Source organism: Amycolatopsis sp. CA-211722 (assembly GCF_056828465.1).
The window spans coordinates 442,062-461,337 of record NZ_CP184752.1; the positions used below are offsets into that span (position 1 = coordinate 442,062).

General features: G+C 70.6%; 21 protein-coding genes and 1 pseudogene. 6 read left to right on the top strand and 16 right to left on the bottom strand.

Translation table 11 applies throughout. The annotated features are described in order from the left end of the window. Positions 1–100: 100 nt before the first annotated feature. The gene (locus tag ACOCEP_RS02075; protein WP_482335480.1) at positions 101–1,045 is read left to right on the top strand and encodes an NsdA family TPR-like regulatory protein; all 945 of its coding nucleotides are present in this window, start codon (positions 101–103) and stop codon (positions 1,043–1,045) included. On the opposite strand, the gene ACOCEP_RS02080 is transcribed toward ACOCEP_RS02075, so the two are convergent. Genes ACOCEP_RS02080 through ACOCEP_RS02095 form a run of 4 tightly spaced genes read right to left on the bottom strand, consistent with a single transcriptional unit; the run spans position 1,021 to position 5,775 of the window. Further along, positions 1,021–2,403, bottom strand: a complete 1,383-nt coding sequence (locus ACOCEP_RS02080) for an MATE family efflux transporter (protein WP_482335481.1) — start codon at positions 2,401–2,403, stop codon at positions 1,021–1,023. The two genes, ACOCEP_RS02075 and ACOCEP_RS02080, sit on opposite strands and share 25 nt — an antisense overlap. Beyond that, positions 2,400–3,458 carry a PLP-dependent cysteine synthase family protein gene (locus ACOCEP_RS02085; protein WP_482335482.1) on the bottom strand — a complete coding sequence of 353 codons (1,059 nt, stop codon included), beginning with the start codon at positions 3,456–3,458 and terminating at the stop codon, positions 2,400–2,402. Before ACOCEP_RS02085 ends, ACOCEP_RS02080 begins: the two co-directional genes overlap by 4 nt. Next, entirely contained in the window at positions 3,455–4,801 is a 1,347-nt protein-coding gene (locus ACOCEP_RS02090) for a type III PLP-dependent enzyme domain-containing protein (protein WP_482335483.1), read from the bottom strand. The genes ACOCEP_RS02085 and ACOCEP_RS02090 overlap by 4 nt, the downstream gene beginning before the upstream one ends. Continuing rightward, a complete protein-coding gene (locus tag ACOCEP_RS02095; protein WP_482335484.1) occupies positions 4,792–5,775 on the bottom strand; it encodes an ornithine cyclodeaminase in 984 nt (327 codons plus the stop codon). The genes ACOCEP_RS02090 and ACOCEP_RS02095 overlap by 10 nt, the downstream gene beginning before the upstream one ends. 101 nt (positions 5,776–5,876) lie before the next feature. Here ACOCEP_RS02095 and ACOCEP_RS02100 point away from each other — a divergent pair, with 101 nt between their 5' ends. Further along, the gene (locus ACOCEP_RS02100) at positions 5,877–7,214 is read left to right on the top strand and encodes an amidase family protein (protein WP_482335485.1); all 1,338 of its coding nucleotides are present in this window, start codon (positions 5,877–5,879) and stop codon (positions 7,212–7,214) included. Positions 7,215–7,264: 50 nt separating this feature from the next. Here ACOCEP_RS02100 and ACOCEP_RS02105 read toward each other — a convergent pair whose 3' ends face one another. Beyond that, positions 7,265–7,684 (bottom strand): GNAT family N-acetyltransferase, encoded by a 420-nt coding sequence (locus ACOCEP_RS02105; protein ID WP_482335486.1) that lies wholly within the window; start codon positions 7,682–7,684, stop codon positions 7,265–7,267. 103 nt (positions 7,685–7,787) lie between these two features. Here ACOCEP_RS02105 and ACOCEP_RS02110 point away from each other — a divergent pair, with 103 nt between their 5' ends. Next, on the top strand, positions 7,788–8,471 hold the full coding sequence (locus ACOCEP_RS02110) for a TetR/AcrR family transcriptional regulator (protein WP_482335487.1): 684 nt from the start codon (positions 7,788–7,790) through the stop codon (positions 8,469–8,471). On the opposite strand, the gene ACOCEP_RS02115 is transcribed toward ACOCEP_RS02110, so the two are convergent. Further along, positions 8,417–9,373, bottom strand: coding sequence for an alpha/beta hydrolase (locus tag ACOCEP_RS02115; RefSeq protein ID WP_482335488.1), 957 nt, complete (start codon positions 9,371–9,373; stop codon positions 8,417–8,419). The genes ACOCEP_RS02110 and ACOCEP_RS02115 overlap by 55 nt on opposite strands. 178 nt (positions 9,374–9,551) lie before the next feature. Between ACOCEP_RS02115 and ACOCEP_RS02120 the strand changes: the two genes are divergently transcribed. After that, on the top strand, positions 9,552–10,715 hold the full coding sequence (locus tag ACOCEP_RS02120) for a DUF418 domain-containing protein (RefSeq protein WP_482335489.1): 1,164 nt from the start codon (positions 9,552–9,554) through the stop codon (positions 10,713–10,715). Here ACOCEP_RS02120 and ACOCEP_RS02125 read toward each other — a convergent pair. From ACOCEP_RS02125 to ACOCEP_RS02145, 5 genes are all read right to left on the bottom strand, one after another. After that, on the bottom strand, positions 10,703–11,104 hold the full coding sequence (locus tag ACOCEP_RS02125) for a hypothetical protein (RefSeq protein ID WP_482335490.1): 402 nt from the start codon (positions 11,102–11,104) through the stop codon (positions 10,703–10,705). The two genes, ACOCEP_RS02120 and ACOCEP_RS02125, sit on opposite strands and share 13 nt — an antisense overlap. Positions 11,105–11,146: 42 nt before the next feature. Continuing rightward, the gene (locus tag ACOCEP_RS02130; protein ID WP_482335491.1) at positions 11,147–11,542 is read right to left on the bottom strand and encodes a VOC family protein; all 396 of its coding nucleotides are present in this window, start codon (positions 11,540–11,542) and stop codon (positions 11,147–11,149) included. A 54-nt stretch (positions 11,543–11,596) separates the two neighbouring features. Next, positions 11,597–12,340: a helix-turn-helix domain-containing protein gene (locus ACOCEP_RS02135; protein ID WP_482335492.1), complete on the bottom strand. Its 744-nt coding sequence runs from the start codon at positions 12,338–12,340 to the stop codon at positions 11,597–11,599. 41 nt (positions 12,341–12,381) lie between these two features. Beyond that, on the bottom strand, positions 12,382–13,305 hold the full coding sequence (locus tag ACOCEP_RS02140) for an NADP-dependent oxidoreductase (protein ID WP_482335493.1): 924 nt from the start codon (positions 13,303–13,305) through the stop codon (positions 12,382–12,384). A gap of 98 nt (positions 13,306–13,403) precedes the next feature. After that, the gene (locus ACOCEP_RS02145; RefSeq protein WP_482335494.1) at positions 13,404–13,784 is read right to left on the bottom strand and encodes a MerR family transcriptional regulator; all 381 of its coding nucleotides are present in this window, start codon (positions 13,782–13,784) and stop codon (positions 13,404–13,406) included. Between the two features lie 44 nt (positions 13,785–13,828). Between ACOCEP_RS02145 and ACOCEP_RS02150 the strand changes: the two genes are divergently transcribed. Continuing rightward, the gene (locus tag ACOCEP_RS02150; protein WP_482335495.1) at positions 13,829–14,482 is read left to right on the top strand and encodes a VOC family protein; all 654 of its coding nucleotides are present in this window, start codon (positions 13,829–13,831) and stop codon (positions 14,480–14,482) included. Between the two features lie 27 nt (positions 14,483–14,509). Here ACOCEP_RS02150 and ACOCEP_RS02155 read toward each other — a convergent pair whose 3' ends face one another. Continuing rightward, positions 14,510–15,355, bottom strand: a complete 846-nt coding sequence (locus ACOCEP_RS02155; protein ID WP_482335496.1) for a helix-turn-helix domain-containing GNAT family N-acetyltransferase — start codon at positions 15,353–15,355, stop codon at positions 14,510–14,512. A gap of 103 nt (positions 15,356–15,458) precedes the next feature. Between ACOCEP_RS02155 and ACOCEP_RS02160 the strand changes: the two genes are divergently transcribed. Next, the gene (locus ACOCEP_RS02160; protein WP_482335497.1) at positions 15,459–16,796 is read left to right on the top strand and encodes an FAD-dependent oxidoreductase; all 1,338 of its coding nucleotides are present in this window, start codon (positions 15,459–15,461) and stop codon (positions 16,794–16,796) included. A gap of 159 nt (positions 16,797–16,955) precedes the next feature. On the opposite strand, the pseudogene ACOCEP_RS02165 reads toward ACOCEP_RS02160, so the two are convergent. The 4 genes and pseudogenes from ACOCEP_RS02165 to ACOCEP_RS02180 form a co-directional block, all read right to left on the bottom strand. Beyond that, positions 16,956–17,081: pseudogene (locus ACOCEP_RS02165) on the bottom strand (FAD-dependent oxidoreductase); the annotation flags it as partial. Next, positions 17,078–18,157, bottom strand: coding sequence for an ACR3 family arsenite efflux transporter (gene arsB / locus ACOCEP_RS02170; RefSeq protein ID WP_482335498.1), 1,080 nt, complete (start codon positions 18,155–18,157; stop codon positions 17,078–17,080). The gene arsB and the pseudogene ACOCEP_RS02165, both read right to left, overlap by 4 nt. A 40-nt stretch (positions 18,158–18,197) precedes the next feature. Next, a complete protein-coding gene (locus ACOCEP_RS02175) occupies positions 18,198–18,602 on the bottom strand; it encodes an arsenate reductase ArsC (protein ID WP_478234302.1) in 405 nt (134 codons plus the stop codon). 27 nt (positions 18,603–18,629) lie between these two features. Further along, on the bottom strand, positions 18,630–19,226 hold the full coding sequence (locus ACOCEP_RS02180; protein WP_482335499.1) for an arsenate-mycothiol transferase ArsC: 597 nt from the start codon (positions 19,224–19,226) through the stop codon (positions 18,630–18,632). Positions 19,227–19,276: the final 50 nt, after the last annotated feature.

A 19,276-nucleotide genomic window follows, 5' to 3' on the forward strand; every position in this document is an offset into this window, starting at 1 on the left:
GAACGGGTCAAATCAAGAACCCCAGGGAGTGACGGCTGGTTTCGAACGCACTGACACCGGGTAGCCGTGGACCGAGCCATGACTTGCGTGAGGTGAGTTCATGACAACGACCGGCCGTATCGGTATCGCCGACGTCGAATGTCTCGAAAACGCGGTCGATACCCTGCGCGCGTTGGACTATCGGCAGGGTGGCGCCTTTTCCCACGACGCGGTGCACGTCGTGAAGTCGGTCAGCCTGCTGCTCAATTGGGGCTCCGTCCCGGGCGGGCTCCGGTCACGGCTGCTGACCGTGCTCGCGGATGTGCACAATCTGCTGGGCTGGACGGAATTCGACATCGGCCGCCGGGTTCCGGCGCGGCTCCGGTTCGACCGCGCGCTCGGTCTCGCCGCCGCGGCGGGCAACGACGATCTCGTGGCCAACATCTGTTACCGCCTCGGCAGGCTGGCGCTGCACCACGACGACGTCGAGGGCGGGTTGGAGCATCTCCGTCAGGGTCGAGCCGCCGCCCACCGCTCCGGTTCGCCACGGGCACAGGCGATCCTGACGATCAACGAGGCGTGGGCACTGGCCAAGGCCGGCGACGAGCGCGCCGCCCTCACGAGCCTGGCGCGGGCGGAGTGCCAGTTCGAGAGCGCGGATGCCTGGGCCCCCGCGCGCCCATGGGAAGCCTTCTTCGGCACCACGGACATGGCCGCGATGCGAGGGACCGTCCTGACCGAGCTGGCCAGGACGGTCACCTCGCGCCACAGTGGCGAGGCGATCGCGCGGCTACGCGACGCCGTCGGCGGTTACGGCGCGGAAATGTCCCGCAGCCTGGCGCTCACCCTCATCATGCTCGCGCAGAACCACGCGCTCCAAGGCGATTTCGACGAAGCCGTCCGCACCGGTTCCGAAGCGCTGGACCTGGCTCGCGGTCTCGGTTCCAGCCGGACCAAGGACCGGCTCGCCCCGCTGGCGGCGCTCCTGCGCGAACACGCGACCGACCCCGCCTCCCGCGACCTGCTCCACCGGATCGACCGCTACCGCGCCGAACCGGGCCCGTGAGCGGCGAACCGCCGTCCGAGCAGGAGCGCGGTCGCCGCGAAACCGAGGCACAGCCCGGTCCACACCCCCCAGCCACCCCAGCCGAACACGTAGGCGCACAAGACCATGGCGGGCACCCCCACCGCCCAGTACCCGACGAGAGTGCAGCGGAGCCCGGAAACGGTGTCTCCGAGCCCGCGCAGCAGACCGACGAGGATGTTCTGGGTCCCCTTGCTGTACTGCTGCGCGATGGCGAACACCAGCAGGGCGGACGCCGTGCCGAGCACCACCGCGTCGGCCTCGTCGCGCAGGAACGGCCACAGCAGCGCTTCCGGCACCACCAGGTACGCCAGGCTCACCACCGCCATCAGCGACCAGGAGAGGGTGAACGCCTGACGGGCGATCACCGGCGCCCGCCCGTGTTCTCCCTGGGCGACCGCGCGACTGACCAAAATGGACGATCCCTGCGACAACCCGATGTTGGCCTGGTAGACGATGTACGCGAGCTGGTTCGCGACGTTCGACGCGGCGAGCATCGCCGGGCCGAAGGCGCCCATCAGCATGGTCGCGATCGAGGTGATCGCGGCCTCCGACCCGTAGGTGAAACAGATCGGGGTCCCGTGCCGGGCGATCCGCCGGACCACCACCGGATCCGCCCGCCAGAGCGCGAGCGAAACCATGGGGCGCAGCGAGGGATCCCGCCGGACGGCCGAGGCGAACACGGCGAGCGTGAAGAACTGGACCAGCGTCGTCGCCAGGCCGATCCCGGCGACACCCAGCTCGGGCAGCCCAGCCCAGCCGTAGACGAAGGCCGCGTTGAGGGCGGCGTTGACCGCGATCGACACCAGCGTGACGGCGAGGAGCGAACCCGGACGCCGCAGCCCGACGGCGAACTGGCGCATCACGTTCAGCCACACCATGGGGAACAGCCCGCCCGCCAGAGCGAACATCATCGCCCTGGCGAGCGACACGATCTCCGGTTTCTGCCCCAGCAACGGCAGCGCGGCCGCCAGTCCACAAAGGACAGCCGCCCCGGCGGCCGCGGTCAGCGTCGCGACGAGCAGCGCGGACCGCAGGAGCGACCGGATCTCGTCCCGCGCGCGCTCGTCGAGTTCCCCGGTGCCGGTGCGGAGTTCCCCGGCCCCGGCCGCCGTCGCCACGAGGTTCCCGACGCCGGTGACCATGCCGACGCACATGGTGCGGATCTGGTTGTAGAGCAGGATCGCCAGCCCGCCCGCCGCCACCGCGGTCACCCCGAGCAGCCCGAGCATGGCCAGGTCGACGCTGGTGAGCGCCACCTGCGCCAGCTGGATTCCCGCGATCGGCGCGGCCAGCGCGACGAGCGCGCGGTATCCGCGGGTCTCCACCGCCGTGCTCATCCGCCCACCGCCACCGGCGCGGGACGAGCCGTCCGGTCGCGGGTGGCCACGCGCACGGACGCGGCGTAGGTGGCGAACCAGCGCTCCATCCGGCGGTGGGCCAGTTCGTCGAGCACTCCCCTGGCCCGCAGCCATTCGTCGTCGTAGACCGAGTCGAGGTACTTCTCCCCCGCGTCGTTGCACAGCACCACGACGACGCTTCCGGCCGGATACGAGTAGAGCCGCCGGAGCGCGACGTGGATCGCGCCCCCGGTGGTCCCGCCGACCAGGACGCCCGTGCGCCGGGCGACGACGCGAGCCCCGGCGAAGGCGTCGCTGTCGGACACTCGATGGGCTTCGTCGATCACCGACCGGTCGACGTTGTCCCCGATCGGGAAACCGGCCGGGCTGCCCGCCCCGGTCTGGTGGTAGATCCCCGGCGCGCCACCGAAGATGATCGAGCCGACCGGTTCGACCGCGACCGCGCGGGTGGCCGCCCCCGCCGCGCGCAGGAAACGCGCCGTCCCGCACAGGGAGCCGCCGGTGCCGATCGCCGCGACGAGCACGTCGACGTCGCCGAGCTGCCCGATCAGTTCCCGCGCCAGTCCGGCGTATCCGTTGCCGTTGCCGGGATGGTTGTGCTGATCGGGATGGTAGGCGCCGGTTTCCGCGGCGATCCGGGCCGCGACCCGCCGCCGCCGCACCGAGCCGACCCCGCCGTCCGGCGGGCTCTCGACGAACACCAGTTCCGCGCCGAGCGCGCGCAGCATCCGGAGCTTCTCCCTGGCCGCGTGGTGGTCGACCACGGCCGTGAACCGGTAGCCGCGTTCCAGCGCCACCAGCGCGAGCCCGTTGCCGGTGTTGCCCGAGGTGGGCTCGACGATATGCCCGCCCGGCCGCAGCCGTCCGTCGAGTTCCGCCTCGTCGATCATCTGCCTGGCCATGCGCACCTTGCACGAACCGGTCGGGTTGAGGTGGTCGAGTTTGAGCAGGAGGCGCGTCCCGGTGCCGGTGCGCGCGAGCTCCAGCAGCGGCGTGTCCCCGATCAGCTCGGACGCGCGCTGGACGATCGTCATCGGATCTCCTGGATCGGGTAGTCGGTGTCGACGTGCCAGCGATCGCCGTCGACCACCACCTTCGGGGGCAGGGGAAGCTGGTGGAAGCCGCTTTCGTTCTTGTCCATCTGGTAGCCGGCCGTGTTGGGGTACACGAGCAGATCGCCGGTCCTCGGCCGTGCGGGCAGTTCCACCGCGCGCCAGGTCAGCACGTCGTACTCCATGCAGCTGGAACCGCCGACGATGGTGCGCACCGGAGCGCGGTCGCCCGCTTCCCGGCGCACGAGAAGCGGGTCGGGCAGGAACTCGCTGCCCTTCCACTGTTCGGACAGGCTCATGGACAGGCCCGCGACCGTGGTGATCAGGTGGTCTTCGGCCGATTTGCAGCCCAGCACCGGGAAGACCGAGAACCCGGCACCGTCGACGAGGGCCCGGCCCGGTTCGAGCACCAGCTCGATCCCGGCCGCGCGCAGGCGTTCCGCGAGCGGTTTCCCGGCGATCTCGTGGCGCAGGATCGCCGTCACCATGGCCGCCCCGGACGGCGACTGGTGGTACGGATAGGTCTTCGACGGGTTGCGCCCGGCGTGGAACCAGCCGTCGTGCCTGCCGGACTCGAACCGCGCCCAGTCCCCGGCGTCCACATAGGACACGGCGATCCCACCGCCGATGCTGATCTTCGACGCGGGCTGCCCGAGCGCGCGGGCGTCCTGGCACAGATCGATCAGGTACGCGGCGAGTTCCGCCCGCGGCTCGGGCGCGTAGCCGTCGAGATGGAACGAGAAACCGCGCAGGACGACCGGGCCGCCGCAGTGCCGGACGGCCGCCTTCAAGGCGTCGGGTGCGAAGCCGAACCGGCTCTCCGGAGCGGACGGCGGCTGCACCCGCAGCAGCACCTGAGCCGTCTCCCCGAGTTCGGCGGCCATGCGCGCGACGCGTTCCAGCTCGTCGGCCGCGTCCACCGCGACGAGGCAGCGGTGCCGCAGGGCGAGCCAGAGGAGGCCGTCCGGTTTGGCGGCGCCGGTGACCCCGATCGACTCGCCGCGCAGGCCGTTGCCGAGGGCGTGCACCAGTTCGGGCACGCTCGCGACGTCGACACCCGTACCGGGCCGGACGCATTCGCGCAGCCACGCCGCCGCCTTGTTGGCCTTCTTCCCGTAGTAGACGGTGCCTTCGACGCGCTCCGCGGCGAGCGCCGCGACCATTCCTTCGAGGTTCTCGGCGAAAGTGGCCGGATGGAGCACGTGGAACGGCCCGCCGCCGACGGCGCGGGCGATCTCCCACAGGGTCCCCGAAGCACGCAAGCGCGGCGCCCAAGGGCGTTCGAGCGCGGGCAGGGGCGGGGAAAGGGTGTCGATCAGGTCCACAGGGCCACCTCGCGGCCGCGGCCCGCCGCGATGGCGCGGGCGGCCAGCGCGTGCGCCACCGGGATGTCGGTGATGATCATGCCGCTGCTGAAGGCGAACACCCGGTCCTCGTCGCCGCGACGGCCGGGTGCCCGACCGGCGAGGATCTCCGGCAGTTCGGCGTCGATCCGGAACACGCCGTCCGGGCCCGCCATCCGCTGCCCGGTCACCTCGACCTGCGCGCCGCTGGTGGCCACGGTGTAGTCGGCCTCGGCGAGCGTGCCCTCCTGGACCCCCTTGCTGGCGACCGAGATCAGCAGCCCGCCCGGCGGCAGCCAGCCGAGCCGGATCTTCGGGTGGGCCGCGCGGCCCGACGCCGCGACCACGATGTCGGACTCGCGCGCCGCGGCCTCCACGTCGTCGACGAGTTCGACCTCGCGGTCCGGGAACCGCTCCTTCACCGCGGCGACGCTGTCGCGCAGGCCGTCGGGATGCGTGCCGAACAACCGCAGCCGCTCCAGCCCCGGCAACGCCGTGAGCAGGTACGGCAGCGTCCGGATCCCCTGCGCGCCGGTGCCGACCATGAGCGCGGATCGCGCGCCCTGGCGGGCACAGGACCGCGCGATCAGCGCGGTGCTGGCGGGCGTGCGGGTGGCGCCGACGCGATGGCAGTCCATGAGCGCGAACGGCATGCCCGTGGTGTCGTCGTACAGGGTGATCGTCGTGTAGTACTTCTCGGCCGACGTGCCGCCCTGGCGATAGCTCGTCTTGAACGCGGCCTGCTCCAGGGAGCCGTCGTAGCCGAGCATCGAGTACGCGACGGCGTCCCGCGCGGGATCCGGCATCGGCACCATCAGCTTCGCCGGGTTCCGCGAGGCTCCGGACGCGTAGGCCAGGTAGCCGTCTTCGACCATGGTGATCGCCTCGTCCGGGGTGAGTTCGAGGTTGTGCAGATCCGAGCGCGTGAGAACGTGCAGCGAGGGACCGGAGCTCATGAACGATCGACCTTTCTTGTGGGAAGGTGGCGCGCCGCAGCTTAATGAAAACGATTGTCTTTTTCGTTGAGTGTGGCCCTTGTCACGCTAGGCTGGCGACCGTGAGTGGACCTTGGAGCGCTTCGGAAAGCCGCTCGCGCGCGGAAGAAGCCCGGCATCTCAATGCGATCAGCCATCTCGCGCCGGAAGACGGCGCGCCGGGGGCGAGTGGCCCGCTCACCGGGATCCCGGTGGTGGTCAAGGACAACATCCACGTCGCGGGCATGCCGAACACCGCGGGCACCCCGGCGCTGGCGCACCACGTTCCGCGCGAGCACGCGGAGGTGGTCCGCCGCCTGGTCGACGCGGGCGCCGTGGTCGTCGGCAAGGCGGCCATGCACGAGCTCGCGTTCGGCATCACCTGCGACACGACCCCGCTGGGCCCGGTGCGCAACGCCCGCGACCCGTCCCGGTTCGCCGGCGGCAGCAGCGGCGGGACCGCGGTCGCCGTGGCGGCGGGGATCGTTCCGGCGGGCCTGGCCACCGACACCGGAGGTTCGGTGCGGGTTCCCGCCGCGCTCAACGGCGTTTGCGGTTTCCGGCCGACCTCGGGCCGCTACCCGTCCGGCGGCATGACCCCGTTGAGCACCACCAGGGACACGGCCGGGCCGATCGCCCGCACGGTCGCCGATGTCGCCCTGCTCGACGCGGTGCTCGCGGGAGAAGAGCTGGGGCCCTTGATCGAGAGCTCACCGATCCGGCTCGGCGTACCGCACGGTTTCTTGACCGGCGACCTGGCCGAGGAGGTCGAAGAGCTGTGGGAAGCCGCGCTCGCCCGGTTGCGATCGGCGGGCGCCGAACTGGTGGCGATCGACGACACACCGCTCGCCGAACTCGTCGCCGACCAGGGGATGCCGCTGGTGATCCACGAAGCGGGCGTCGCACTCCGGGCCTATCTCGCCGAATACGTGCCCGAGGTCTCGTTCGAGCGTCTCGTCGCCGAGGTCGCCGCCGCTGACGTCCGGGCGATCTTCGCCGAGGCGGTCGTGCCGGGGGTCGGACCGGGTGTCTACGAGGCGGCACTCGCCAACCGCTCCGCGTTGCGCGACACCTACGCGAAGATCTTCGCGGACAACGGGATCGACGCGCTGGCCTTCCCCACCACACCCGCGACGGCCCGGGATTTCTCGGCCGTCGAGAAATTCGTCCACCGCGGGCGCGAGGTCCCGACGTTCGCGACCTTCATCCGCAACTGCCAGCCCGGCAGCATCGCGGGTTTCCCGGGCTTGACCGTCCCGATGGGACGCGACCGCGACGGCCTGCCCGCGGGGCTGGCCCTCGACGGTGCCCTTGGCGAAGACCGGAAACTGCTGGCGGCCGGGGCTTTCGCCGAGCGGGCGCTGACCGCCGGCCAGGTGATCGACCGCTCGTGTCGCGAAAGCCACTTTCGGGACGTCTGACGTCCCGAAAGTGGCTTTCGCGACGCCGGCCACGAGACCGGCGGCCGGCGTCAGGAGTCGAGCACCCGTCGCATACCGATGGTCCCGGGAGCCGTCTCGACGAACCCGTGCCGTTCGTACAGCCGCCACCCGGGCGGGTCGCCGAGCAGATTGACGTACGCACCCGGAGCCGCGGCGTCGATCTCGGCGAGCAGGGCGCCGAGGACGGCGTCGCCGATTCCGCGCCGCTGATGGCCGGGAAGGACCGCCATGTCGACGATGTGGAAGTACCACCCGCCGTCGCTGATCACCCGGCCCATCCCGACGGTCTCGCCGGTGGCGCCGTGGATCACCTTGACCGACGCCCAAGCGCCGTCGACCCCACGCTCGGCCTGCTCCCTCGGCGGCTCGCTGAGCCCCGCCTCGCGGCGCAACCGCAGATAGTCGCCGACCGGCGGCGAGCCCGCTTCCAGGCGGTAGGAGTCGTCCATGACCGTTTGCCCCTTTCCCGGGAACGAGCGCGCCCACGGCGTTGCACCCGGCGCGTGCGATCGTAAACTGTGCCACTGACGGCGACAGGAAGAAGTACCGGTGATGACAGGCCGACGGCGCTGGACCAGCGACGACATCCTCGACGCGGCAGGAAAACTCCTGGAGGGCGGCGACGCGGAGGCGTTCAGCGTGCGCAAGCTCGCGGCCGTGCTCGGCACCGATTCCTCCAGCCTGTACCGGCATTTCCGGAACAAGACCGAACTCCTGCGCGCCGTCGCCGACCGCGCCCTCCTCACGGCCATGGAGGGCTACGGTCCCGAAGGCGACTGGAAACAGCGCGTCACCGACATCGCGTTCCGGCTCCGCGACGTCTTCGCCCGGCAGCCCCAGATCGCCACCGTCTGGGGGCGCTACGCCTCGGGCGGCAGCGGATCGCGCGCCGTGATGGAAGCGCTGCTCCAGGCGTTGCGTTCGTCCGGCCTGCCCGATGAGCGCGTGCCCGTCCACTATCACCGGATCGCGGTCCTCGTGACCGCGCTGAACGCTTCCGACGGCGGCATCGGCACGCTCGCCGCGGAGGAGCGCGAGCACGGCCTGGAATCGTTCCGGGTCGCCGTGCTCGGGGCCGACCCGGAACGCTACCCCGCGGTGGCGCGGTTCGCGCGCGAGATCCTGCCGCTCGGTGCCGACCGCCGGAACGCCTACGCGGACATCCTCGCCGCGCACCTCGCTCAGATCGAGGTCGAAGCGAGCGCCTCGCGCAGGAATTCGGACATCTCCGCCTGAGCCGCCTCCGCCTGCGGTTCGACCCCCGGCAGCGTCAGGAAACCGTGCCTCGCTCCCGGATATTCGGAAAGCCGCACCTCGGTCCCGGCCTCGCGCAACCGTTCCGCGTAGCGGCGGCCGTGATCGGCGAGCGCGTCGCGGGTGGGCACCACCACGAGCGCCGGCGGGAGCCCGCTCAAGTCGTCGAAACGGACGGGCGACCACGCGCGGGCGTCGACCCCCGGCGGGACCGAAAGCCGTTGGACGAGTCGAAGTTGGGGCAGAGCCCGGGTCGGGCTGTAGGCGTACTCGGCGATCGAGGGATGGTCGTACATCGACTCGGTCACGTCGACCGCCGGATTGACCAGCACCTGCGCCTTGAGCCGCGGCCCGGCTTCCCTGGACCGGATGGCGGTCAGCGCGGTGATCAGCCCTCCGTAGCTCTCGCCGACCACGGCCACGCGTTCCGGGTCGACACCCCATTCCCCGGCGTTCCGTACCACGTGCGCGAGCGTGTCCCAGCCGTCGTCGGCCGCGTCCTGGAGCGATATGCCCGGCGAGACAAGGCGATGCTCGACCGAAACCACCACCGCGGGCAGTTGTACGGCGAGGCGGCTGTTGGGCCAGTCGCACTGCACCGCGGTGCCGACGAAGCAACCGCCATGGACGTGGACCACGAGAGGCAGCGCGCTGTCACCGCCGACGGCCGGGCGGTACACCCGGACCGGCAGATCGCGGCCGGGCAACGCGATCACCCGCCAGTCGATCAGGGCGCCGGCGTCCGGTTCCCCGAGGAACGCCCGGGCCGCCTTCGACGCCCGTGCCCGGTTTTCCGCTTCACGGTAGGCGATCAGCTCCTCCGTCGTGATCGTCGAGAAGTCCGGCTCCGGCGGTCGTAGCCCGGCCGCGATCTCTTCGGTCATCTCTTCCGCTCCCCTCCCGGCCGCACGCCGGGCTCGTCTGGTCAGGACCCCGTCGCCATTATGCACGCAGTGCGTGCAACGGCAAGTGCATCACCGATCGGGCGTGCTACGAAGTGACGGCGCGGGGTCGTCCCAACGACGGACGAAGGCGGCCGCGAGCGGTGACAGGCTCGATACCATGAGTCACCAAACGTCGGCAGTCGCCGCCGCGCGGCAATCCCGTGGCGGCCGGATCTCCTCACTGGACCTGCTCCGAGGCGTGGCGATCCTCGGCACGTTCGGGACGAACGTGTTCCTGTTCGCGCATCCCGGCGGGCCCGCCGGTTTCTTCCAGGACTTCGTCGGCACCGCGACGACCTTCGCGGAGCAGGCCGAAGTCGGCTTACGGGTGCTGACCAACGGCAAGTTCCTCGCCCTGCTGACGATCCTGTTCGGCGTCGGGCTGGAATTGCAGTACCAGTCCGCCCGTCGTCGCGGCGCCCCGTGGCCCGGCAGGTATCCGCTCCGGGCGGGAATCCTTTTCCTGGAAGGGGTCGTGCACTTCCTGCTCGTGTTCGAGGGCGACGTGCTCATGGCCTACGGGCTCACGTCGTTGCTCGTCGCGTATCTCGTCGGCCGGAGCGATCGGGTCGTGCGGAACGTCGTCGTCGTGGTGGGCGGCGCGTACGTGGCGCTGGTGCTCGCCGCCACCGCGCTGCTCGTGGCCACTCCGGAGGCAACCGGGGAGCCCACCCCGGTCGACCCGTCCGCGACCGCGAGCTGGCCCGCCCAGGTCACCGCCCGGCTGGACGATTTCTTCTTGCTACGGGCGGAGATCGTGCTGATCGTGCCGTCCGCCGTCGTCCTGTTCCTGCTCGGTTCCCGCCTCCGCAGGGCAGGCGTTTTCGACGACACGGACACCGGAGCGCGGCTCCGCTCGCGCCTGCTCGTACTCGGCTTCGCCGTCGGCCTGCCGCTGAACGTGCTGACCGGGTTCAGCGGCCCGGACTGGCTGCTCGTCGACCGGTACCTGTTGCCCCCGCTCGTCGCCCTCGGCCTGCTCGCCCTGGTCACCCACCTCGCCCTGCGGATGCGCGACCGGCCCGGAGCTGTCCGAAAAGGACTGATCGCGGTCGGCCGCACCGCGCTCTCCTGTTACGTACTCCAGAACCTGCTGGCCGGCGCCCTGTGCTACGGCTGGGGTCTCGGCCTCGCCGAGCGGTTCGCCGACGTCCGTCCATGGTGGATAGTCGGCCTCTGGGCCTTCGTCGGGCTGGTGAACGTCGGCTTCGCCGCCCTGTGGCTCCGGCGGTTCGACCGCGGCCCGCTCGAACTGCTCATGCATCGCCTCTACACCCGATGACGCCGGCCTCCGGCGCGGACGAATCCCGCGATCCGCGGCGTGACGACAGCAGTGCCGTCGTCGATCATCTCGCGCATGCCCGCCAGCACTCGTTCGTCCGGCGAGCCGTGCACCTGGAAGTCCACAACCGTGCAGTGCGCGGACACCGCGTTGATGTGGTTCCCGGAGATCCGCCAGTGTTCGAGGACCGCGTCCGAATCGGCGTACATCTGGTAGCTGTAGGCCAGCATCCGGTCCGCGTCCACGAACGTCTGCACCATCACCTGCGGCGCCTCGCGTTCCACGAAGTCGATGGCTTCCCGGACGGCGGCGGTGAACTCCTCCAGGTGTCCGTCGGTGATCCGCATGGTGTTCCGGAACAGGAGCATTTCGTCTGCTTCGAGAGTCATGCCCCCAGGGTCGTACCTCGATCCAGGTGGAGGTCAACCCCGTCACATGGCGCTGGGGTCGTAGGCCAGCAGCTCCCAGGAGTGGCCGTCCGGGTCGTCGATCGCCCGGTTGTACAGCCAGCCCATGTCCTGTGCCGCGCGGGGCTCGGTGGCCCCGGCGGCCAGGGCCGCTTCGGCGAGCCGGTCCACTTCTTCGCGCGATCCGGCGGCCAGGGCGTTGATCACCTCGATCGGACCGTCCGATGTGGACCGCTTGGTGAACGTCGCGAACGTCTCGCGGGTCATCAGCTGCACCATGATCGTTTCGGCGAACGCCACCTGGACCGAGGTGTCGCCGCTGAAATCGGGATTGACCGTCGCCCCCAGCGCCAGGTAGACCTTCGTGCTCGCTTCCAGATCGGTGACCGGCAGGTTGACGTAGATCTGCGTGATGGCCATGACATGCCCTCCAGGATGTTCCGGGTGCCGGGTGCTCCCGGCGTCACCATGAATCTAGGGCCGGATCGCGACGTCGGTCTTGTACAGAAGCGACAGCATCTCGTCGTCGTCGGCCCGCCGCAGCCGGGAGGCCGTGGAGCCGGTGAACCGGGTCAGCGAACGCGCCAGATGCGGCTGGTCGTGGTACCCGGCCAGCTGCACCACCTCGACCGCGGCCACCCCCTGCCCCAGCAGCATCACGGCCTGCCTGGCCCGCTCGATCTGCCGGATCGCGCCCTGCGTCAGCCCCGTGGCCGCGGCCACCCGCCGCTGCACCGACCTCGGGGTGACCAGCGTGGCCACGTCGCCGCGGAGAACGCCGGTGACCAGGGGATCACGCACCAGCAGTCCGGCACGGACCAGCCGATCCACGAAGACTTCGGCGTTGTCGTAAGTGGGTGTCTCCCACTCCTCGCCCTGCAGGACGAACGAACGGGCCGTGGTGTGCGGACTCGTCGCGGCGGTGTCGACCAGTGCCGGCACCGGCAGCGGCGTCAGGAACGCGCCGTGCCGGAAGATGATCCCGACCGTTTCCCCCTCGCCGGGCCCGAGGTCCAGCACCGTGGGACCCGTCTCGGGGCCACGCACCGCCACCTGCGTCTCGCCGCGCTCACGCCACACCACGAGCTCCCAGTTCGAGTTCGCGATGGACCGCATCCGCGCCGGCACCGCCACGGCACCCGCCCCGGCCCGGTAGACCCGCTCCACGTACGGGGAGTCGGACGGGCGCTGCTCGACACCAGCCGGATCAAGGCTCACGGCCGTGAAACTAACACCGATGTCGCGCCAGGACGGTCGTGTCATGCGACCTTGATGACGACTTTCCCCGAAGCGTGGCCGTTCTCGACGGTGGCGAGGGCGGCCGGGGCACCGGAGAGCGGGTGGACCGCGGTGATCACGGGGGCGAGGGCTCCGTCGAGGGCCAGCCGGGCCGCCCGTTCCAGATTCGCGCGGTCGAGGCGGCGTTCGACGAAACGCCCACCGAGCTCGGGCACCGACATGTCCCCTACGGAGACGACGTGGCGGGGCGCTCGGGCCAGTGGGGCGACCGCCCGCAGCGAGGCACCCCCGGCCAGGTCGACGATCCCGTCGAAGCCGTCCGGCGCCGGCACGCGTGCCGCGGCGACGACGTCCTCGGCGGTGTAGTCGATGAATCGCACCCCGATGGCTTCGGCGTGCTCACGCTTCGCGGTACTGCCGGTGCCGACCACCAGCAGCCCGCGCGCGGCGGCCAGCCGGGCGACGGCCAGGCCGACACCGCCGCCGACCCCGTTGACCAGGATCGTGGCACCGGCCGGCAGGCCGAGCTGGTCGAGCACGTCCACCGCGGTCGTCCCGGCCACCGGCAGCGTCGCCGCCACGGTCGCGGACAGGCCGGCCGGGACGCGCGCGGTGTTCGGCGCGGACAGCACCGTCGTCTCGGCGTAGGTGCCGCCGCCGGTGAGCGCGAAACCGAAAACCGCGTCGCCCACCTCGAGCCCGTCGACGTCCTCGCCCGGTGCGAGCACGGTTCCGGCCGCCTCCATACCCAGTACGCGGGGGAACGGGCGTCCACCGTCGAGCCCGGGGACCAGCCCCGAACGCACCGCGTGATCGAGGGGGTTCACGCCGGCGACGTCCACTCGGATCAGCACCTCGCCGCGACCGGGGACGGGATCGGGACGATCGAAGAACTCCTGCACCTCGGGCCCGCCGTGCTCGCCGAAACCCCATGCCTGCCCCATTTTCCGCCGCCTCCTGGATGACCGGCCCGGCGTTTCCGGGCGCTGTCGCCATCCTCACCGCTGACATCGGTGTAAGAGGCAAGCGGCTGAGGCGCGGGTCACACCTGCGCGGTGCTGGACAGTTTCGCCCGGTGCCGGCGGTTGGCTTCGATGAGCGCGTCGAGGGCGTCCCGGGTTTCGATCAGGTGCGCGATGTCGGCGTCGATCCGCTCGCGCTGGAGCATCATCGCCGCGAACGTCTCCTCGGCGACGTCGAGGTCGCCCGGGATGTCCACGCAGGGCAGCACGGTCGCGATCACCTGACTGGACATCCCCGCGTCGAACAGCCGCCGGATGAGCGACACACGCTGGACCTCGGCGTCGGAATAGTGCCGCTGCCCCGTGCCGGAACGTGAGCTGGCCAGCAGGCCTTGCTCCTCGTAGTACCGCAGGGAGCGCGGACTCACGCCCGTGCGCTGGGACAGCTCGCCGATCCGCATCCCGGACAGCCTACGCCCGCGCGCCGGCCTGGGACCATGATCCGATGACCACACTGACCGGACAGCAGATCGCCGACGAAGGACTCCACGGATGGGTCCATCTGCTCGGTGGCCTGCAAACCCGCATCCGTACCCGGGATTTCGCCACCGGGCTCTCGGTCGTCGGCGCCATCGGCGCGGCGGCCGGGGACATGAACCATCACCCCCAACTCGACCTCCGCCACAGCCACGTCGACGTTCGGCTGACCAGCCACGACGAACGCGGGGTCACCGACCGCGACATCCGGCTCGCCCGGACCGTCACCTCGATCGCCGAGGAAGCGAGCGTGCGGCTGGAGCCCGAGAACGTCTCGCGGCTCGAACTCGCCCTCGACACACCGGACCACGAATCCGTGCACCCGTTCTGGGCCGCGGTATTGGCGATGGAACATCTGTCCGGGCCCGGATTCGGCGACGAACTCCACGACCCCGCCGGCAGCCTGCCGACCGTCTGGTTCCAAGCCTCCGGCAGCGAGGAACCCCGCCAGCGCTGGCACCCGGACGTGTGGGTGGATCCCGCGCAGGTCCAGCCTCGCATCGACGCGGCACTCGCGGCCGGCGGCACACTGGTCAGCAGCGCGGAAGCGCCCAGCTACTGGGTGCTCGCCGACCCCGAAGGCAACCAGGTCTGCTTGTGCACCTGGCAACACCGCGTCTGAGAACAGAGTTGCGAAATATCGCCAGGGCTAGTCGACCGGGCTGCGGCGTTCGAGGAAGACGGTGTCGTGCCAGACGCCGTCGCGTTGGGCGATGCGTTCGCGGATGCCGACGGTGCGGTAGCCGGCGCTGTGATGCAGGGCGATACCGGCGCGGTTGTCGGTGAAGATCGAAGTCTGCAGCGTCCAGATCCCGGCGGCGTCGGCTTCGGTGACCTGTTTGTAGAGCAAGGCTTTTCCCACGCCGCGGCCGCGGTGGTCTTCGGCGACGTAGACCGAGGTCTCGGCGACGCCCTGGTAGCAGTCGCGGCCCGACACCGGGGCGAGCGCCGTCCAGCCGGCGACCTTGCCGTCGATCTCGGCGATCCAGCGGTGATCGGGCAGCCATTTCGCGGCGAGGGCTTTGCGAGTCGGGACTTCGGTTTCGAAGGTGGCGAGTCCGGTCGCGATGCCTTCGCCGTAGATCCGGCGCACCGTGGTCCAGTCGTCGTCGCGTTGGGCGCGGAGGGTGACGTCGTCGGGCAGGTTGTCCGGGCAGCACGGACGCGGCGCGAGCAGACCCATGACCGCGTCGGCGGCGTGCGGGAGCCCGCTGCAGCAGGCCTGGTTGATCGTCACGACCGTCGCGGTGCCCTCCTTCCGCAGGTGCACGAAGCCCACGTCGGCCAGCTTCCGCACGTGATGCGAGCACGTGGACTGACTGGTGCCGAGGATTTCGGTCAACGCACCCACGGTCAGTCCGCGGGGTGACGTCGCGACCGCGTGCAGCAGTTTCACCCGCATCGGCTCGGCCAGACAGGCGAACCATCCGGCATAGGTGGCGGCTTCGCGCTCGGGCAGGAGACCGGCGAGGGAAGCGGGTACGACCGTCGTCATGGCACCCAGTATCGACCAGAATCGATGGTTGCGTCAATCGACTCCGGTCGATACAGTCCCAGCATCGCTTCAATCGAGATGGATCGATGAAAGGTACATGGGGATGAACGAGCTGCCTGTCGTGGTGATCGGGGCCGGGCCAGTGGGGCTGGCGGCCGCCGCCGAGCTGGTGGAACGGGGTTTCGAGCCGGTGGTGCTGGAGCGCGGCACGCACGCCGGTGCGGACGTGGCGGCCTGGAATCACGTGCGGCTGTTCTCGCCGTGGTCCGAGCTCGTCGCTCCCGCAGCCGGGCGGCTGCTGGAGCCCACAGGCTGGGCCCGGCCCGACGGCGAGGCGTACCCGACGGGTTCGGACTGGGCCGGGCTCTATCTGCGGCCACTGGCGACGGCGCTCGGCGACCGGGTCCGGTTCGGCGCCGAGGTGGTCGGCGTCGCCCGGCGGGGACGGGACCGGGTCGTGGACAGTGGCCGCGACGAGGAGCCGTTCACCGTGCACGTTCGCGCCGCCGGCGGGGCGGAGCAGCGGATCGCGGCGCGGGCCGTGATCGACGCGTCCGGCACGTGGTCGACGCCGAATCCGCTCGGCGGCGAAGGACTGCCCGCCGTCGGAGAACGTGCCGCGGCGGACCGGATCACCTACCGCGTCCCGGATCTGGGCGACGAAGAGGTGCGGGCGCGGTACGCGGGCAAGCACGTGGTCGTCGCGGGGAGCGGGCATTCGGCGCTGACCGCGCTGGTCGCGTTGTCCGGGCTCGCGAAGGACTCGCCGGAGACACGGATCAGCTGGGTGCTGCGCCGCGGTTCGGTCGGCAACACCTTCGGCGGCGGTGAGGCCGACCAGCTCCCGGCGCGGGGCGCTCTAGGCCAGCGCGCCCAGGAAGCGGTGGCCGCCGGGTTGATCACGGTGGTGACCGGGTTCCGCACCGAGACCGTCGAACGCGACGGACGGCTGACCCTGGTCTCCTCGGCCGGACAGCGGATCGAGCAGGTCGACGAGGTCGTCACCCTGTCCGGCTTCCGGCCCGATCTCACCTGGCTGTCGGAGATCCGGCTCGAGCTGGACCCGACGTTGCAGGCACCGGTCGCGCTCGCACCGCTGATCGATCCGAACGTGCACTCCTGCGGAACCGTGTATCCGCACGGTGCCAAGGAACTCGCCCACCCGGAGAAGAACTTCTTCCTGGCCGGGATGAAGAGCTACGGCCGCGCGCCGACCTTTCTGGCGATGACCGGTTACGAACAGGTGCGCAGCATCGCCGCACAGCTCGCCGGGGACCACGAGGCGGCCGCGCGGGTCGAGCTGCGGATGGCCGAGACCGGAGTCTGCGGCGGCGCGGGCCTGTTCGACGAACCGGACGACGCACCGGCGGCCGGAGGCTGTTGCGCGGCACCGGAGCCGGAGGTCCTGACGCTGTCCGCGCCGTCGGCCGCGGTGCGCTGACCAGCGATGCCGATCGCGACCGCCGCGGCGTCGCCCGGGTCGACCGCGTCCGGGCTGCGCCGCGTGCCGGCCGTTATCGGTGATGAGCGCCGGATCAGTGCTGGCGGTGCCCGCGGTGGTGGCCGTCGCGCTGGCACAGAACCTGGTGTGGTTCACCGCGGCCCCGCCCGGTTGGGCTTGGGCGTCGAGGACGACGAAGCCGAGCCCGGCGCGGCGCAGGTAGTAGCCCGCGGCGAGACCGGCCTGGCCGCCGCCGATGACCACTACCCGCGCGGCTCCGGTCACTCCGTGGGCGCTTTCGCGGTCCAGCGTTTCCGCAGCCAGAGGCTGACATAGACCAGGGCGACCAGCACGGGCACTTCGATGAGCGGTCCGACGACTCCGGCGAGCGCCTGCCCGGAGGTGACGCCGAAGACGCCGATGGCGACGGCGATCGCGAGTTCGAAGTTGTTGCCCGCGGCGGTGAACGCCAGCGTCGTGGTGCGCTCGTAGGACAGGCCCGAAGCCTTGCCCACGAGATACCCGCCGATCCACATGATCGCGAAGTACACCAGCAGCGGCAGCGCGATCCGCGCGACGTCCAGCGGCCGCGAGGTGATGGTGTCGCCCTGCAAGGCGAACAGGATCACGATCGTGAACAACAGCCCGTAGAGCGCGATCGGGCCGATCTTGGGCAGGAACGTGCCTTCGTACCAGTCACGCCCCTTGGCCCGTTCCCCGAGGCGGCGGGACAGATATCCGGCGGCGAGCGGGATCCCGAGGAAGATGAGCACGCTGAGCGCGATCTCCCACGGCGAGAAGTCGATGCTCGTGGTGTCGAGACCCAGCCAGCCGGGCAGCAGATCGAGGTAGAACCAGCCGAGCACGCCGAACATGATCACCTGGAACACCGAGTTCAGCGCGACCAGCACCGCGGCGGCCTCACGATCACCGCAGGCGAGGTCGTTCCAGATGATCACCATCGCGATGCACCGGGCGAGACCGACGATGATCAGCCCGGTCCGGTACTCCGGCAGGTCCGGCAGCATCAGCCAGGCGAGCGCGAACATCAGCGCGGGACCGAGAATCCAGTTGAGCACCAAGGAAAGCACCATCGTGCGCTTGTCCTTGGTCACCGTGTCGAGCCGGTCGTAGCGGACCTTCGCCAGCACCGGGTACATCATCAGCAGCAGCCCGAGCGCGATCGGCAGCGACACCTGCCCGATCTTCACCGCGTCCAGCACACCCTGCAGACCGGGGATGACACTGCCCAGCAGCAGCCCGGCGCCCATCGCGACGATGATCCAGACCGGAAGGAACCTGTCCAAAAAGGACAGCTTGTGCAGGACGTCGGTGTCGGCCTTGTCGGCGGTTTGAGTCACGGGCTGGCTCCAGAAGTACGGGAAGGCGGGAGGCGAGGGGTCAGGCGTCGAGGATTTCGGCGACCAGGCCACGGACGCGGCGGTCGATCTCGTCGCGGATGGGGCGCACGGCGTCCACGCCCTGCCCGGCCGGATCCTCCAGCGGCCAGTCGAGGTACCGCTTGCCAGGGAACACCGGGCACGTGTCACCACAGCCCATGGTGATCACCACATCGGAGGCCTCGACGTCCTCAGTGGACAGCTTGCTCGGCACCTCGGCGGTGATGTCCAGGCCCCATTCGGCGAGCGCGGCCGCGGCGGCCGGGTTGACCTTCTCGGCGGGCTCCGATCCCGCCGAGCGGACGGCGATCCGCCCGAGCGAGTAGTGCTGCAACAGCGCGGCGGCCATCTGCGAGCGGCCGGCGTTGTGGACACAGACGAACAGCACTTCCGGCGTGCGGGTCATGCCCGGTTTCCTTTCCTTGCGGGGATGTCAGTCGATGAGTTCGTCGAGCAGGTGCCGCACGCGGCGGCCGATGTCGTCGCGGATGCCGCGGACCACGCTCAGCGGCTGTCCCATCGGGTCGGCCACGTCCCAGTCCAGGTACCGCTTGCCGGGAAAGATCGGGCACGCGTCTCCGCAGCCCATCGTGACCACGACATCGGCGGCGCGGACGACCTCGTCGGTCAGCGGCTTCTCCCCCAGCGCCTCGGTGATCACCGGCGGGATCCCGCCCTGGGGCTGTGATCCGGCGGAGCGGACCATCACATGCCCGAAGGCGTGGTGATCGAGCAGCGCCGCGGCCAGCGGGGAACGGCCGACGTTGTGCACGCACACGAACAGCACCCGCGGCGCGGTCACCAGCGTGAGCCCGTCGACCTTGGCGAGGTCGACCAGCCGCTCCCAGGCGAAATGAGCGGTCAGCGTCGGCAGATGGATCTTGACCGTCGTCGAGCGATCCAGCAGCCGGAAGGTCTCCTCCATCTTGCGGCCGAATGTTCCATGGAACCGGTCGGTCAGCTCGTCGGTGATCCGGTCGAGCTGGTCCAGCACCTCACGGCCGGGAAATCCCTCGGTCGCATGGGGCATGGCGTCTCCTCACGAGACCACTGGATCGACTTCTGTCAATGCAATTGAAG

Excerpts from the sequence above, each read along its gene's own strand:
- ACOCEP_RS02130 (WP_482335491.1), bottom strand. The coding sequence starts at position 11,542 with ATGGCCATCACGCAGATCTACGTCAACCTGCCGGTCACCGATCTGGAA.
- ACOCEP_RS02105 (WP_482335486.1), bottom strand. The coding sequence starts at position 7,684 with ATGGACGACTCCTACCGCCTGGAAGCGGGCTCGCCGCCGGTCGGCGAC.
- ACOCEP_RS02110 (WP_482335487.1), top strand. The coding sequence starts at position 7,788 with ATGACAGGCCGACGGCGCTGGACCAGCGACGACATCCTCGACGCGGCA.
- ACOCEP_RS02155 (WP_482335496.1), bottom strand. The coding sequence starts at position 15,355 with ATGACGACGGTCGTACCCGCTTCCCTCGCCGGTCTCCTGCCCGAGCGC.
- ACOCEP_RS02160 (WP_482335497.1), top strand. The coding sequence starts at position 15,459 with ATGAACGAGCTGCCTGTCGTGGTGATCGGGGCCGGGCCAGTGGGGCTG.
- ACOCEP_RS02075 (WP_482335480.1), top strand. The coding sequence starts at position 101 with ATGACAACGACCGGCCGTATCGGTATCGCCGACGTCGAATGTCTCGAA.
- ACOCEP_RS02120 (WP_482335489.1), top strand. The coding sequence starts at position 9,552 with ATGAGTCACCAAACGTCGGCAGTCGCCGCCGCGCGGCAATCCCGTGGC.
- ACOCEP_RS02175 (WP_478234302.1), bottom strand. The coding sequence starts at position 18,602 with ATGACCCGCACGCCGGAAGTGCTGTTCGTCTGTGTCCACAACGCCGGC.
- ACOCEP_RS02095 (WP_482335484.1), bottom strand. The coding sequence starts at position 5,775 with ATGAGCTCCGGTCCCTCGCTGCACGTTCTCACGCGCTCGGATCTGCAC.
- ACOCEP_RS02145 (WP_482335494.1), bottom strand. The coding sequence starts at position 13,784 with ATGCGGATCGGCGAGCTGTCCCAGCGCACGGGCGTGAGTCCGCGCTCC.
- ACOCEP_RS02140 (WP_482335493.1), bottom strand. The coding sequence starts at position 13,305 with ATGGGGCAGGCATGGGGTTTCGGCGAGCACGGCGGGCCCGAGGTGCAG.
- ACOCEP_RS02125 (WP_482335490.1), bottom strand. The coding sequence starts at position 11,104 with ATGACTCTCGAAGCAGACGAAATGCTCCTGTTCCGGAACACCATGCGG.
- ACOCEP_RS02180 (WP_482335499.1), bottom strand. The coding sequence starts at position 19,226 with ATGCCCCATGCGACCGAGGGATTTCCCGGCCGTGAGGTGCTGGACCAG.
- ACOCEP_RS02080 (WP_482335481.1), bottom strand. The coding sequence starts at position 2,403 with ATGAGCACGGCGGTGGAGACCCGCGGATACCGCGCGCTCGTCGCGCTG.
- ACOCEP_RS02085 (WP_482335482.1), bottom strand. The coding sequence starts at position 3,458 with ATGACGATCGTCCAGCGCGCGTCCGAGCTGATCGGGGACACGCCGCTG.
- ACOCEP_RS02150 (WP_482335495.1), top strand. The coding sequence starts at position 13,829 with ATGACCACACTGACCGGACAGCAGATCGCCGACGAAGGACTCCACGGA.
- ACOCEP_RS02115 (WP_482335488.1), bottom strand. The coding sequence starts at position 9,373 with ATGACCGAAGAGATCGCGGCCGGGCTACGACCGCCGGAGCCGGACTTC.